The following is a 13,471-nucleotide window of genomic DNA, read 5'->3' on the forward strand; positions in this document are numbered from 1 at the left end:
AGGCTGAAAACCGGGCACCGACTCGACACAAGCAACTCGGCGGCTTTTTTTGCCGCGCGCGCCAAAGGCACTTCCCGGTTGCCGATCCACGCAACCGCCATAATCGTCCAAAACTTTCTGGTGCCGGGGAAATGTTAGCGCAAAGCGTTTTCGAGGTGAAGCCGTCCCCGGAATTTTGGCGCGATCCGGCCAACGATCGCGGTTCGAAGCGTCGAAGGACCCCGCTCAATCATATTTCACATAGGCAAAGCGCTGGTCGGTCTGCGGCGTGCCCTCGAGAGCGCCGCCTTCCGCGCCCGGCTGCCACTGCACGACTTCCTCGATCTTCCTCGCCAGCTCGAAATCCTTGTCGGTGACGCCCTTTGCGGCATGGTTCGTCAGCCGCACCTCGACCCAGGCGTAGGAGGCGGTGATGTCCGGATGGTGCCAGGCCGCCTCCGCGAGATGGCCGACGGTGTTGATCACCATTAGCGTCGATTTCCAGCCATGCGTCTTGTATTTCCGCCGGATCCAGCCGTTCTCGTAATACCATTTCGGCAGTTCGGCCTTGAGCCTTCCGTCGATCTCGGCCTCGGAATAGACGCGTTCCTTGCCGCGCTTGTCGGTGTCGTCGGTCATGGTTTCCTCCGCCTCGTTTCGCGATATCCGCAAAATGGCGGAATGAGGGTTCCGCCGCTTGCCAAGCCGCCGAAAGCGGCTATCATGAATATCGGCACCTAAACTCTCGTGATGCATGATGATGCACCCACAAGGGGGCAGATGTCCAATTCCATTACAGTAAAGGTGCCGGCCAGGCTTCACCTCGGCTTCCTCGACATCGAGGACGAGGGCGGGCGGCGCTTCGGCAGCATCGGCCTTCCCCTCACCTCGCCCGAAACGGTCCTGACGCTTTCGCGCGCCGCCGTGACATCCGTTGAAGGCCCGGATGCGGATCGTGCCGCTGGCCATCTGCGCGGATTGTGCCGCCATCTCGGCATCCGCTCGGAGCATCGCCTCATAATCGAAGACGCCATCCCGAACCATGCCGGACTTGGCTCCGGCACGCAGATCGCCTTGGCCGTCTCGGCGGCTTTGCGCGGACTGCACGGCCTGCCGCCCGACATCACCGGCGACGCCCTGCTGCTCGGCCGTGGCGCGCGCTCCGGCGTCGGCATTGCGAGCTTCGAGGCCGGCGGCCTGATCGTCGACGCCGGCAGGCGCCACGCCGGCAGCCTGCCGACCGTGGTCGCGCGAGTGCCCTTCCCCGAGGAGTGGCGCATCCTTCTGGTTCTCGACGGCGCGAGCAGCGGCCTGCACGGCGCGCAGGAGCTGGAAGCCTTCCGCTCCTTGCCGCCATTGCCGCGGGAGGTGGCGGGCGAGAACTGCCGCCATGCGCTGATGGGCGCGCTGCCTGCCCTGGCCGAGCGCGACATCGCCGCCTTCGGCTTTGCGATATCCGCCATCCAGCGCAACATCGGCACCCATTTCGCTCCCGCTCAGGGCGGGCTCTTCACCAGCCCGCGGGTCAAAAAAATGATCGAAGCGCTCGCACGGGCAGGAGCCGTCGGCATCGGCCAGAGCTCGTGGGGACCGACCGGCTTCGCCTTCGCGCCTTCCGAGACCTCCGCCAGCGAGATGGTGCGCGTCACCGAAAAGGACCACGCCGACGGCCTGGAGATCAGAATCGTCGGCGGCAGGAATTCGGGCGCCGAGATCATAGCGCGGCAATTCAATCTCGTAGGAAGCTGAGTTCAGCAGGGAAGGTCATCCGCCATGGCCAGCAAGCACATTCTGCACATGCTCACACCCCTCAAGCATATGAGCCCGTTCGACGTGAACATGGCGCTCGACGCCGGCTTCGACGCGGTCCTGCCCTATGTCGACGTGGGCATCGCCGAGGTCACAAGCCTGGTGCAGGACGCGATCTTCTCGCGACCGCCGAACGCCGGCGTAGATACCGGCATCTTCATCGCCGGCAAGAACGCCGCGCTCGCGCTCGACATGCTCGACGCGGCGAAGAAGGCGATGGTGCCGCCCTTCCGGGTTTCCGTCTTTGCCGATCCGGCGGGTTCCTTCACCACCGCCGCCGCGGTGGTCGCCAAGGTGGAAAAGAGCCTGAAAACGAAATTCGGCCGCGAGTTGAAGGACACGCGGATCGCGATCTTCGGCGCGACAGGCGTGGTCGGTTTCTGCACGGCGGTTCTCGCGGCCCGGGAAGGCGCGAAGGTCGCGCTCGTCGGTCATGACGGTCCGCAGCGCGTCAGCGAGGTGGCGTCCGAAATCCGGGCTCGGTTCGAACTGGACGTGGCTGCCGACGACGGCTCGAGCGAAGCCAAGAAGAAATCCATCCTCGCCGCCAGCGAAGTGGTTCTGTCGGCGGCGAAAGCCGGCGTGGAGGTGATTTCGAAGGAAATGCTCGACGAAGCGGGCGGGCTGCTGCTGGCGGCCGACGTCAACGCGGTTCCACCCGCCGGCATCGCCGGCCTGGGAATAAGCGACGACGGCGTGCCGCTTGCCGGCACGACGGCTGTCGGGATAGGACCGCTTGCAATCGGAAACGTGAAGTACAAAACCGAGTTCGGTCTTTTCAAGAAGCTGATCGAGGCGGAAAAGCCCGTGATTTTTGATTTTCAGGATGCCTTTTCCCTTGCACGAGAAATCGTCACATAAAGCCCGCCCCCTGCTGATCGCGGCGATTTCCGGCCGCGCGCTGGCGGCCGCGGCGCGCAGGGCCGGCTATCGTCCGCTCGTCGCGGATTTCTTCCGGGACACCGACACGGTGGCGATCGCGGAGAAGGCCGTGCGGGTGCCCGGCAGTATGCAGGCAGGCTTCGAGCAGGCGTCACTGATCGAGGCGCTCGATGAACTGGCAGGCGACGAACCGCCCGTCGCCGTCGTCTGCGGTTCGGGCTTCGAGCGCCGGCCGGAGATCGTCGACGAGATCGCGCGGCGCTATCCGCTTGCCGGCAATTCGGCTTCGACGATCCGCAGGATCAAGGATCCGCATTTGTTCGCGGCCGACTGCGCGGAACTGGGCATCCCGCACCCGGAACATCGCTGGGAACGCCCCGCCGATCCGGAAAGCTGGGTTTCGAAGCAGGCAGGCGCGGCCGGCGGCGGCCATATCCGCCGTGCCGACTCGGGCGAAGACTTGCCCGGCATCTATTTCCAGCGCTTCGTCGCGGGGGAAAGCATCTCGGCGCTTTTCATCGGCGACGGGCGCAACGCAAGCATTGTGGGTTTCAGCAGGCAGTGGACGGCGCCGACACCGCAGACCCCATATCGTTATGGTGGCGCTGTGCGGCTTCGCCGCTTCAACCGCCACGAGGCAGCACTGATCGAAAGCTGGCTTTCCGGGCTGACCCGGCGCGCCGGCCTCGTCGGGCTTTGCAGTGCGGATTTCATCCGCAGCCGTGGCAGCTATCGTCTCGTGGAGATCAATCCCCGGCCCGGCGCGACGCTGGACATTTTCGACAGCGAAGCGGCGCCTCTGATCGAGGCCCATCTGCAGGCCTCGCGGAGCGCGCCGCACGCGCTCCCGCGCTTCCGCGATTGCATGGCCTCCATCATCGTCTATGCCGACAAGCCGGTAGAGCGTTTTCCCTCCTTCTCCTGGCCCGAATGGGCGGCAGACCATCAATCGCCCGGCACGACGCTTTCGGCGGGCGATCCCATATGCACGGCCTTTGCGAGCGGCCGCAGCGCGCTCGCCGCGCAACGGGCGGTCAGGGACCGTGCCCGCGAAATCGAACATCGCGTGGAAGGAGCCCGGACATGATGGACGGTTCCGCATTCCTGAACGAGACCGCGCATCGCATCGCCGACGACATGGCCGGCAACGCGGAACACCTGCGAATAACGGTGGCCGAGGGACCGATGGGTGCGCGCTTGATCGATGCCGGCGCCGCGGTTCTCGGAAGCATCGAAGCGGGCCTGGGAATCGCGCGCGCGACGATGGGCGGGCTCGGCGAGGTGAATGCCGCGATCGACAGGACCGCCGAAAAATGGCCGCTGAACATCGAGGTGCGGTCGTCGCAGCCGGTGCTTGCCTGCCTCGCCAGCCAGTATGCCGGGTGGAGTCTCTCCGACGGCGGCTATTTCGCCATGGGCTCGGGTCCCGCCCGCGCGCTTGCCCGGGTCGAGCCGCTCTTTTCCTCGCTTGGCTATCGAGAACGAGCGGACGCCGCGGTCCTCGTGCTCGAAACGTCCGAGCCGCCTGTCGAAGCCATTGTCGAAAAGGTCTCCCAGGCGACGGGCGTCGCCGCCGACCGGCTCACCTTCATCTACGCGCCGACGCAAAGCCTCGCCGGCACGGTCCAGATCGTGGCGCGCGTGCTCGAGGTCGCGCTGCACAAGGCCAACGACCTCGGCTTTCCGCTGGAACGTATCGTCGACGGCGCCGGGGCCGCGCCGCTGCCTGCACCCCATCCCGACTTTCTCACGGCGATGGGCCGCACCAACGACGCCATCATCTATGGCGGCATCGTCCAACTGTTCGTGAAAGGGCCGGCCGCCGACGCCGAGGCTCTCGCGGAAAAGCTGCCCAGCAGCGCCTCGCGCGAATATGGCGAGCCGTTTTCCGACATCTTCAAGCGCTTCAAGGGCGATTTCTACGCCATCGATCCCTTGCTGTTCAGCCCGGCCGAAGTCATCGTAACGGCGATCGAAACCGGCGAGACGTTCCGCAGCGGCGGACGCGATCTTGCCATGCTCGAACGATGCCTCGGCTGAACGGTAAGGATATCCTGTGGCAGGTAAGATACTGATCGCCAATGACGGGCCGGACAAGCAGTCCCGCCGCCTGGCCGCCTCGTTTCGCCGACGCGGCTGGCAGGTCGCGACAGCGCCGCTCTCGGCGATCGCCTTCGACACCGGCCGTCGCCACGGTCTCGCCATCCCCGGCCTCGACGACGAGCTGCCCGACGGCGTCATCGTCCGCTCGATATCGGCCGGATCCTTCGAGGCCATAACGCGGCGGCTCGGGGTTCTCCACGCGCTGGGCAGGCTGGATGTCCCGGTCTGGAATTCCGCTCAGGCAATCGAACGCTGCGTCGACAAATCGATGACCACGTTCCTGCTAGCCGATGCCGGACTGCCCACACCCGCCACCTTCACCGTCGAGAAAATGGCGGCGGCGAGGGAGGTGGCGGAGCGTGAACTGGCGTCGGGCATGCTGGTTTCCAAGCCGCTCTTCGGCGCCCAGGGACGTGGCATCAGGCTGATCCGCTCGGTGGCCGATCTGCCCGGCGACGACGAGGTCGCCGACGTCCACTATCTCCAGCGTTATGTCGAACGCGCGGGTCCGCCGTTCCACGACTATCGCGTCTTCGTCTGCGCGGGAAAAGTGCTCGCCGGAATGACGCGCCGCGGAGAGGACTGGATAACCAATATCGGCCGCGGCGCGGCACCTGAACGGTTTTGCGAAGCCTCGTCGGCGGAACTCGGCGAATTGGCGCTCGCCGCCGCCGCCGCCGTGGGAGCGGACTTCGCCGGCGTCGACATCGTGCGGTCCGTTGAAGGCGGGCTTCACGTGCTGGAAGTCAACAGCATGCCGGCTTGGTCAGGACTGCAATCCGTCACGCCGGTCGACATCGCCGACGAGATAGCCGCGGCCATGACCGCTTTCCTGCGTGCCCGTCGCCCGCTCCGCGTCGTCGCGTCGTCAAGCCCATGACGCGGCTCGAAGAAGGCGAGATCGCCCGCGCCTACCAGGAAGCATGCCGGGCGGAGATCGAGGCGCTGAAACCCGGCAACGTCCATGTCTTCTCCGACGGGCATCGGATGACGGCCGATCAGTTCCGGTCGAGCGCCCGTGTCTCGGCGCCCTTCGTCGCGGCAGCCTCGCGAACCGTTGGCGAGCGCATCCTGGAGGCGGTCCGGGCGACACGGCAGGCGCTCGGCATCAACACCAATCTCGGCATCGTGCTCTTATGCGCGCCGCTTGCCCGCGCGGCCGAGCGGTCCGGCAGCCTGCACGAAAACCTGCGAAACGTGCTTGCGGCGCTGACGGTCGCCGATGCTCGTGATGCGTTCGAAGCCATCGTCCTCGCCTCGCCCGCTGGCCTGGGAGAAGCCCCGGCGCACGACGTCCGTGAGGTTCCGTCGGTCACCCTGCTCGAAGCGATGCGCGCGGCGGCGGACCGCGACACGATCGCCCGGCAATATGTCGGCGATTTCGTCGACGTCTTCGACATCGGCATGACGGCGCATCGCCAGGCGGAGGAGCATGGTGAAGGCGGCATGTGGCCTGTCGTTCACACCTATATGGCGTTTCTCGCAAGCCTGCCGGACAGCCATGTCGCACGCAAATTCGGCGCCGATCTCGCACGCGAAATATGCGACGAAGCGGCCGAAGCGCTCGCCCGTCTCGGTGCAGCCGAGGGCGAGGACGAGCGCATTCGGCTGCTTTCGGCATTCGACGCCAGCCTGAAGGAGCGCAACATCAACCCCGGCACCTCGGCCGACCTGACCGTGGCCTCGGTGTTTGCCCTGAAACTTGTCTCTAGCCGTCGCTAAAACTTGCATAATTCTGGGGTTGATGGTTCAATTTCTTCTAGCGGAAACCGTGTTTCCGCGACTATCTAGCCAACCGGCCCGAATCTATCCGGGCGCTGCCAACAAGGATAGTCGTCCATCGAGCGTCCGCTCGGTTGCGGCGTCTTTGGACACCTCACTTTGTATCTTGGAGGAGAATTGGCATGGCAAAGATTACGAAAGTTTCTGTCGGTGAATCGCTCGTCGGAGAAGGCAACGAGGTTGCCCATATCGACCTGCTCATCGGACCCCGGGGGAGCCCCGTCGAGGCTGCATTCTGCAATGCGCTCACGAACAACAAGGACGGTTTCACGACGCTGCTCGCCGTGATCGCGCCCAACCTGCCCTGCAAACCCAACACGGTGATGTTCAACAAAGTCACGATCAAGGGCGCCAAGCAGGCGGTGCAGATGTTCGGCCCCGCGCAGTTCGCGGTCGCCAAGGCGGTCCAGGACAGCGTGGCCGAGGGCGTCATCCCCGCCGACGAAGCCGACGACCTGTTCCTCTGCGTCGGCGTGTTCATCCACTGGGAGGCGGAGGACGACGCCAAGATCCAGGATTACAATTATCGCGCCACCAAGGAGGCCATTCAGCGCGCCGTCGAGGGCAAACCCACCGCCGCCGAGGCGACGGCCCAGCGCAACAACGTGAAGCACCCCTTCGGCGCGGGTTAGACAAGAGACAGCCCCGCACAGGTCCAACCGTCTGGCGGACCGGACGGTCTGCTGCGCCGGCTGAAAAGAGCGCTGGGGCTATAACGCCCTGGCGAAAAGGCAATCTTCGGATGGGGACTGCTCGCGGCTCTCATCCGAAATCCGCGAGCTGTTCCCGACTCAAGGTGCCGTCGTGCAGCGAGGTTGCAACCAGCGCGGCCTCGATGCCCAATAGGGACAGCTCGCGGATATCCGCCTCGTTGCGAATGCCGCCGGCGGCGACGACATCGCGTCTGCCCGCGAGAGCCTTTATCTGCCGCAGGCGCGCGTAATCGGGACCCGAGGCCGAACCGACCCTGGCGAGCGTCATCACGATGATCCTCCTCGGCCAGAGTTCCGGGTCGGCGAGCAGGTTCGCCGGTCCGCGATAACCGTCCGAGAAGAAATCGAGGGAGAGGATGAGAGCCGGATGATCCCTGAAGCGCCGAAGCAGTTCGATATCCGGCCGGGATTCGGAGCCTATGACGGGCCGCAACGGCGGATGTTCAAGGAAACGGGAAAGGCTCCGCTCGTCACGAAGTCCCGCGTCCACCCACAATTCGGGCGCGGCCGGCATCTCGCATAGCCGGCCAAGTGCTGCATCATTGTCCCCCCTGCCCTCGATCGCATCGAGATCCGCGACGTAGAAGGTTCGAAAAGGATGAAGGCCACGCAATCCCTCGGCCACCCCGACTGGATCGGCGCTCGCGCTCAACGGCGTGACGATCGGGCGGTATTCGTCGCGGCGGCCGGCTTTCGCGCGCACCACCACGCCGCCCTTGATGTCCAATACCGGAACGATCCGCAAAGCCGGTCCCTCCCTCTTCAATTCATGAAAGCGTGAAGCGTGGAAAAAGAAAAGCACATCGTCGCCGGCTTCGACATCGGAGGCGCGCATCTGAAGGTCACCCGCGCGGAGGGCGGCCGCATCGTCGACGCCATGACGCTGGCGACGCCGCTATGGATCAGCCTCGATACGCTGACGAACGCCTTCGCCGAGGCGCGTCCGCTTTATGAGGATGCGTCGCTCGCCGCTTTCACCATGACCGGGGAACTGTCGGACGCCTTCGCGACGCGGGAGCTCGGCGTGTCGGCACTTCTGGATCAGATCGCGGCGAATTTTCCGGCCGTTCCCAAGCTCGTCTATGCGGGGCGCGCCGGCTTCGTCCCCTTCGAGGCTGCCCGCCGTCACGTCGACGACGTCGCCTCGGCCAATTGGCATGCGACGGCGTCGCTGGTCGGCAGGCTCACGGGCGATGCGCTCTTCATCGACATGGGCTCGACGACCACGGACATCATCCCGCTGAAGGATGGAAAGGCGGTCGGCGACGGTTATACGGACGCCGAGCGGCTGCTTTCGGGCGAGCTGGTCTATACCGGTTTCACCAGGACCTTCCTCTTCGGCGTCGCCTCCAACGCTCCGGTGCGTGGCCGGCTGACGCCGCTGATGAACGAGTATTTCGCGGCCATCGCCGACGTCCATCGCGTTCTCGGCGTACTGGACGAAACCGACGACAAGCATGCCTCGGCCGACGGCAAGGAGAAGACGGTCGCCGGTTCGATCGCGCGGCTTGCCCGCATGGTGGGCCGCGACACGGACGATCTTTCATTTGAGGAATGGCGCGAAATCGCGGAATGGTTCAGCGAGCGGCAATTGCGCACGATCCACGACGCGGCCGTGCTGGTCGCCGGCAAAACCGGCCGCGGCGCGCCGATCGTCGGGGCTGGCACGGGCCGGTGGCAGCTTCGTCGGCTGGCCGAGCGGATGAAGCGGCGCTTCGTCGATTTCGCGGAGATCGTGCCGGCGCGCGAGAAAATCCGCAACGAGGCGAGCAGCGCGGCGCCGGCAAGCGCGGTGGCGTTGCTCGCGCAAGAAGCGAAAGTCTACTGATCGGCGAAGTGCCGGTCGACCCGCTCCATCAGCCAACCCCATGCTTCCTTCTCGTCGGGCCCGGCGGTCTTCTCGATGGCGATCGAGAGATAGGCGATTTCGGATTCGATCTTTTCCGGCGGCAGCATGTGCAGCCGGCTGACCAGAATGGCGAGCTCGACAACCGCGGCCCTGGCGCGGTTGAAGCCGGTGAAGGGCGCGTGCGTCTCCTCGCCAACGACGCGGCAGAAATGCCGCGGCCGCAGGGGATCATCGTCAATGCCGACGACTTCGAGCACGGAGTGGGCGAGCGCAGCCGCGAGGCGGGGGACGGCAAGGCCTACGACCGGAACGGTCGGCCAATCCTTGCGGCCCGTGAGGCAGCCGGCGAAGACGCGTACGTCGTCGACGTAATTGGCGACCGCCAGCGGAACCTGTTCGAGATTGGTGAGCGTGGTCGAAGGCCGAAAAGGCGCGATCACCCAGCCGTCCTTTTCGGCGATGATGCCAAGCGGCGCGATGTGGACCTTGCCTGTCCTGTCGATGGTGGTGACGATCGTTTCGCGAATGAAAGGCATGGCTTACTCGCTTTTCCTCGCCTTCAGCGTGTGCCCCGCCTCGGCAAGACGCGTACGGTCCGCTTCCGGAGCAGGCGCCGCGACACCCCAGTCGAGCGGTTCGTCCTGGGCGTAGCGCTTGCCGAGCCGCCAGGCGATCTCGGCCTTCATCAGCTCCGCGCCGAGATAGAAGGCATGGGCGCCGTCGCGCTCCACGCCAAGGTCGGCAAACAGCGCGAAGGCGTCCGCCGCCACGGCGTGGCCCGCCTTGTTGAAGATATGTATGCCGTCCTCCGCCGTCATGATGCGGAAATTCGCGTCGCGCACTTCGGCGGCGAGCGCCTCGATGTCCTCCAGCGAAGCGGCAAAGGGCTTGCGGTCGTGCACCTGCAGCAGGCCTGGATGATAGCCGCGCGGCAGCGCGCCGTCATTGCGCGCGGCAAACAGGATGCGACGGGCCAGATCATGCTCCTCGACGGTGCGGACCGTGTGCGGGCTCACATGCACGGTGAGCACGTTGCGGACGCCGAGTTCCGAACAGATGCCGGCCAGGACCGCGGTGACGCCGGAACTGTCCGCGTCGGTGAGCTCGGTGAGGTTGCCGGTTCCCATCAGAAGCTCGATGTCGGGCCAGCGCCGGCGCGCCTCGATGAAGCGCCCGAGCGAGGCGGTGAAACCGAAATGGATCGGATCGAGCACCGGGTCGGCGATGAAGGCGATCCCTGCCCCGACCGCCGCATCGATCGCCCGGCCGAGCGAGTCGAGATCGCCGGGCGACGAAGGGATCAAGATCGGAATGCAGGGATGGTCGAAGGCGAGCGGCAGCGTGTTCTCGTCGAGGCTTAGGAGATAATCGGCGCCGGCCGCCGCGCCGGCGCGCAACTCCTCGTAATTGGCCGAGTCGACACTGACTGAAAAGCCTTCGCCCCTGAGGACACCGACCGCCTCCGCGAGCTGCGGGAACGGCGTCTCGGGCAGGCAGCCGAGATCGATGACGTCGGCGCCGGCGCGGGCAAGCGTCTTCGCCCGCGCGACAAGGGCGTCGAGCGGGAGCATCGGCGCGTCCACGATTTCGGCAAAGATGCGCATGTCATGGCGCGACAGGTCGGGCGGTGCGCCTGCGCGACCGAGAAAGGCCGGAAGGTCCGCGATCTCGTCCGGCCCTCTCACGAAAGGGATTCCGAAATGTGCTGAAAGGCTCTCCAGATCGCCGCGGTAGCGGCCAGGCAGAATGACGCGGTCCGCACCTTGGGGCGGCGCCAGCCGTCGCCTGACGATGTCCTCCGTCATCAGGGCCGCAACTTTCACGCCTATATCCACGATTTCCCACGAGAATTCCGTCTCGCCGAGGCTGGAGAGCAGCCTGTCGAGCCGCGCCTTGGCCAGATGGCCGGTGAGGAAGACGAGCCGCTCAGCCATGGCTTTCGAGTTCGGCGCGCCGGCCACGGATCGCGTTTTCCAGATCCGCAAGCGATTCGACCACCGTCGTCCGCTCGAAATCCTTCAGGCGCTCGGTGTTTTCGAGGTCGATCCGCCGCGGATAGACCTTGACCATGCCGTCCGGTGCCATGGTTTCGAGTTCGGGGGCGGTGTCGCAGGCGAATACGATCGACGGCACCCTGCACTTGCCCGCCTGCGCGAAGACGTTTGTTGCCAGCGTGTCGGAAATTCCGAGGACGCATTTCGCAACGGTGTTGGAGGTGGCCGGAGCGACGACGACCGTGTGATAGACGCCGCGATAGAAGCCGCCCACCGGCACCGCGCTCGCCGTCTTGTCGTGGAGCACGCGCATCGTATCGGGAAAATCGAGCTTCAGCCTGTACATGCGAAGCACCTCGGCGGCCGCCTTCGAGACGAAGATATCGCAATATTCGAGTTCGTGAATGAGCGAGAAGCTTTCGACAAAGAAGTGGCCCGATCCGGTGAGTACCCATGCCCAGCGCGGAGTGTGAAGCCTGGCCATCTATCCCGCTTTCCTCGCCTGCCCCGTTCGAGTGATCGGTTCTCCCGGCAAGAGGCCGGAGCGGAACAGAGCACCCGCCCCCGCCAGATGTCGTGGACCGGCGATACGCAGGTCGACCTCGGCCGGCAGCATCGTCGGAAAGGCCGGGTCTACGAGACCCCTGGCGACCAGGGCGCCGACGTCATCAGCCTGCGAAAAGGCATCGCTCTGCTTCACCAGGAGCAATGAATCGGCGCCGATCTTCGATGTCAGCCAGGCGGCAAGCGAATCCGAGGTGACGTCCCAGCTCATCGGAATTTCGGCCGCCGGAAGCACCGTTTCGGAAGGAAACCAGACGGGAACAGCCTCCGGGGCCGGTGCATTTTCGATGTCGGAGAGGGTGCGGGCGGCAACGAAACGCTCGTCGCGGTCGCAAAGCACGTGACCGAACTGTTCCATGGCGAGGATTGCCATGGCGTGGGCGGCTCCGTCGGAAAAGCCCATTGCCTTTTGGGTCTCCCGCACAACGTCGGCGTACGGACCACCGCCCGGCACGATCACGATCGGGAACGAGGCGGCCGTGATCGCCGCGATCCAATTGTCCATCGCCTCGCTGCCGGCAATGCTGCCGCCGAGCTTGACGACCGCTCGCCTCAAGAGGAAACACCTTTCCTGCCGCGAACGACGGCGGTCTCGTGAAGCGCGGCCTTGCCGCGATGCTGTGCCGAGCTGTTTTCCTTCGCGCGCTTGCGTTCGATCTCCACACCGACGCCGCCGGGGCCGAGTTCCAGCTTCTCCACCCGCACCCTGACGCTGACGACGCGCGGATCCTCCAGCACATGCGATGCGACCTGTTCGGCCAGCGCCTCGCTCAGTTGCACGTGGCCACGCGCCACGATGGTGCGGATGCCGTCCATGATGACGTCATAGGAAAAGACATGGCGCATGTCCTCGGGGTTGCTGGTCATGCGCAAGACGTCCGCCGACACGTCGAAGCGCACTTTCTGCGTATGGCCGTGCTCGAAACTGTAGGCGCCGATCTGAACCGGAAGCACGAAATCGCGAACGAATATCCTGTCCGTGCCCAGCGACGGATTGACTGCATCCGGAGAATAACCGCGCGCCAGCAGACGGTAGTCCACACCGGGAGCGGTTGCGGCAAGACGCTCCTCCGGGATCAGCGAGCGTATCGTCTTCACCGCCTCCGGATCGATGGCAGCGGCTCTGCCGGCATCGCCGCACAGCGCGCCCCGGAAGCCCAGGAAGTCGGGGCGGAGCGGCAGCAGTCGCGGTATATCGGGAGCTTCCAGGGAGCCACTCAGGCCGACCTTGAGCCCGGCCGCCCGCGCGGCATCCACGAATGCCGGAATCCGCTCGGGCGGAAGATGGTCGAGGAGACGCCCGTTCGACTTGTCGGCCGTGTCCACCATCACCGCATGAAAGCCATTGGCGGCGAATACCGGCAGCAGGCCGAAATCAGGATCGAGGTCGGAGAAAAGCACCGCAACCAGTTTGGTTTGCCTGGAAAGCGGCGCCAGTGCCGCGGCGCAGGCCGCCACATTCCTGGAAGGGAAAAAACCGATCTTGACGTAGTCGACGCCGGTCGCCGCCATCTCTGTCGCTTTTCCGGCAATGGTTCCCGGCTCCATCGGCAGATCGCCGCATACCGCGCTGACGGGAACCCGGCCGCCGAGCCCGGACACCGTTCGGCGGATCGTATCGACCGTGGCCGCGCCGAGCGCGCCGGTGGTCGGATCCTTCAAATCGACGATGTCGGCGCCTCCGTCGGCGACGATCTCCGCTTCTTCCGGCCCCGTGACGCTCGCCAGCATCTTTGTCATTTCAACGATCTCTCCAGGCTGCGAGACGGGAAGTCCTCTCGGCCACGACATATATG

The 13,471-nt window shown here is 65.3% G+C and carries 15 protein-coding genes; 8 read left to right on the top strand and 7 right to left on the bottom strand.

Going from position 1 to position 13,471, the window contains the following annotated elements; genetic code table 11:
* Positions 1–225: 225 nt before the first annotated feature.
* Complete coding sequence (locus XW59_RS27860; RefSeq protein WP_047148850.1) at positions 226–618, bottom strand: 4a-hydroxytetrahydrobiopterin dehydratase; 393 nt, start codon at positions 616–618, stop codon at positions 226–228.
* Positions 619–759: 141 nt separating this feature from the next.
* Between XW59_RS27860 and XW59_RS27865 the strand changes: the two genes are divergently transcribed.
* The 7 genes from XW59_RS27865 (at position 760) to fae (ending at position 7,187) form a co-directional block, all read left to right on the top strand.
* Entirely contained in the window at positions 760–1,728 is a 969-nt protein-coding gene (locus XW59_RS27865) for a beta-ribofuranosylaminobenzene 5'-phosphate synthase family protein (RefSeq protein WP_047148849.1), read from the top strand.
* Positions 1,729–1,752: 24 nt separating this feature from the next.
* The gene (locus tag XW59_RS27870; RefSeq protein WP_047148848.1) at positions 1,753–2,649 is read left to right on the top strand and encodes an NAD(P)-dependent methylenetetrahydromethanopterin dehydrogenase; all 897 of its coding nucleotides are present in this window, start codon (positions 1,753–1,755) and stop codon (positions 2,647–2,649) included.
* The gene (locus XW59_RS27875) at positions 2,627–3,757 is read left to right on the top strand and encodes an ATP-grasp domain-containing protein (protein ID WP_246666253.1); all 1,131 of its coding nucleotides are present in this window, start codon (positions 2,627–2,629) and stop codon (positions 3,755–3,757) included. The genes XW59_RS27870 and XW59_RS27875 overlap by 23 nt, the downstream gene beginning before the upstream one ends.
* On the top strand, positions 3,754–4,710 hold the full coding sequence (gene mch, locus XW59_RS27880) for a methenyltetrahydromethanopterin cyclohydrolase (RefSeq protein ID WP_052958553.1): 957 nt from the start codon (positions 3,754–3,756) through the stop codon (positions 4,708–4,710). The genes XW59_RS27875 and mch overlap by 4 nt, the downstream gene beginning before the upstream one ends.
* A 16-nt stretch (positions 4,711–4,726) precedes the next feature.
* Entirely contained in the window at positions 4,727–5,653 is a 927-nt protein-coding gene (locus XW59_RS27885) for a RimK family alpha-L-glutamate ligase (RefSeq protein ID WP_082137859.1), read from the top strand.
* The gene (locus XW59_RS27890) at positions 5,650–6,495 is read left to right on the top strand and encodes a triphosphoribosyl-dephospho-CoA synthase (protein ID WP_047148846.1); all 846 of its coding nucleotides are present in this window, start codon (positions 5,650–5,652) and stop codon (positions 6,493–6,495) included. Before XW59_RS27885 ends, XW59_RS27890 begins: the two co-directional genes overlap by 4 nt.
* A gap of 182 nt (positions 6,496–6,677) precedes the next feature.
* On the top strand, positions 6,678–7,187 hold the full coding sequence (gene fae, locus XW59_RS27895) for a formaldehyde-activating enzyme (protein WP_047148845.1): 510 nt from the start codon (positions 6,678–6,680) through the stop codon (positions 7,185–7,187).
* A 130-nt stretch (positions 7,188–7,317) separates the two neighbouring features.
* On the opposite strand, the gene XW59_RS27900 is transcribed toward fae, so the two are convergent.
* Positions 7,318–8,013 (bottom strand): HisA/HisF-related TIM barrel protein, encoded by a 696-nt coding sequence (locus tag XW59_RS27900; protein ID WP_047148844.1) that lies wholly within the window; start codon positions 8,011–8,013, stop codon positions 7,318–7,320.
* Between the two features lie 39 nt (positions 8,014–8,052).
* On the opposite strand from XW59_RS27900, the gene XW59_RS27905 reads away from it, so the two are divergent.
* Positions 8,053–9,096 carry a hydantoinase/oxoprolinase family protein gene (locus XW59_RS27905; RefSeq protein WP_047148843.1) on the top strand — a complete coding sequence of 348 codons (1,044 nt, stop codon included), beginning with the start codon at positions 8,053–8,055 and terminating at the stop codon, positions 9,094–9,096.
* Here XW59_RS27905 and XW59_RS27910 read toward each other — a convergent pair.
* Genes XW59_RS27910 through XW59_RS27930 form a run of 5 tightly spaced genes read right to left on the bottom strand, consistent with a single transcriptional unit; the run spans position 9,090 to position 13,415 of the window.
* Positions 9,090–9,653 (bottom strand): DUF447 domain-containing protein, encoded by a 564-nt coding sequence (locus XW59_RS27910; protein WP_047148842.1) that lies wholly within the window; start codon positions 9,651–9,653, stop codon positions 9,090–9,092. The two genes, XW59_RS27905 and XW59_RS27910, sit on opposite strands and share 7 nt — an antisense overlap.
* Before the next feature lie 3 nt (positions 9,654–9,656).
* Positions 9,657–11,051 carry a DUF6513 domain-containing protein gene (locus XW59_RS27915; protein WP_047148916.1) on the bottom strand — a complete coding sequence of 465 codons (1,395 nt, stop codon included), beginning with the start codon at positions 11,049–11,051 and terminating at the stop codon, positions 9,657–9,659.
* The gene (locus tag XW59_RS27920; RefSeq protein WP_047148841.1) at positions 11,044–11,595 is read right to left on the bottom strand and encodes a flavoprotein; all 552 of its coding nucleotides are present in this window, start codon (positions 11,593–11,595) and stop codon (positions 11,044–11,046) included. Before XW59_RS27920 ends, XW59_RS27915 begins: the two co-directional genes overlap by 8 nt.
* Positions 11,596–12,231: a dihydroneopterin aldolase gene (locus XW59_RS27925; RefSeq protein ID WP_047148840.1), complete on the bottom strand. Its 636-nt coding sequence runs from the start codon at positions 12,229–12,231 to the stop codon at positions 11,596–11,598. It abuts the gene before it with no gap.
* A complete protein-coding gene (locus XW59_RS27930; RefSeq protein WP_047148839.1) occupies positions 12,228–13,415 on the bottom strand; it encodes a (5-formylfuran-3-yl)methyl phosphate synthase in 1,188 nt (395 codons plus the stop codon). The genes XW59_RS27925 and XW59_RS27930 overlap by 4 nt, the downstream gene beginning before the upstream one ends.
* Positions 13,416–13,471: the final 56 nt, after the last annotated feature.

It is taken from the genome of Aquamicrobium sp. LC103, assembly GCF_001014615.2.
Taxonomy (GTDB): Bacteria; Pseudomonadota; Alphaproteobacteria; order Rhizobiales; family Rhizobiaceae; genus LBCQ02.

Coding starts and splice junctions, on each gene's coding strand:
- XW59_RS27860 (WP_047148850.1), bottom strand. CDS start 618: ATGACCGACGACACCGACAAGCGCGGCAAGGAACGCGTCTATTCCGAG.
- XW59_RS27865 (WP_047148849.1), top strand. CDS start 760: ATGTCCAATTCCATTACAGTAAAGGTGCCGGCCAGGCTTCACCTCGGC.
- XW59_RS27870 (WP_047148848.1), top strand. CDS start 1,753: ATGGCCAGCAAGCACATTCTGCACATGCTCACACCCCTCAAGCATATG.
- mch (WP_052958553.1), top strand. CDS start 3,754: ATGATGGACGGTTCCGCATTCCTGAACGAGACCGCGCATCGCATCGCC.
- XW59_RS27890 (WP_047148846.1), top strand. CDS start 5,650: ATGACGCGGCTCGAAGAAGGCGAGATCGCCCGCGCCTACCAGGAAGCA.
- fae (WP_047148845.1), top strand. CDS start 6,678: ATGGCAAAGATTACGAAAGTTTCTGTCGGTGAATCGCTCGTCGGAGAA.
- XW59_RS27910 (WP_047148842.1), bottom strand. CDS start 9,653: ATGCCTTTCATTCGCGAAACGATCGTCACCACCATCGACAGGACAGGC.
- XW59_RS27915 (WP_047148916.1), bottom strand. CDS start 11,051: ATGGCTGAGCGGCTCGTCTTCCTCACCGGCCATCTGGCCAAGGCGCGG.
- XW59_RS27920 (WP_047148841.1), bottom strand. CDS start 11,595: ATGGCCAGGCTTCACACTCCGCGCTGGGCATGGGTACTCACCGGATCG.
- XW59_RS27930 (WP_047148839.1), bottom strand. CDS start 13,415: ATGACAAAGATGCTGGCGAGCGTCACGGGGCCGGAAGAAGCGGAGATC.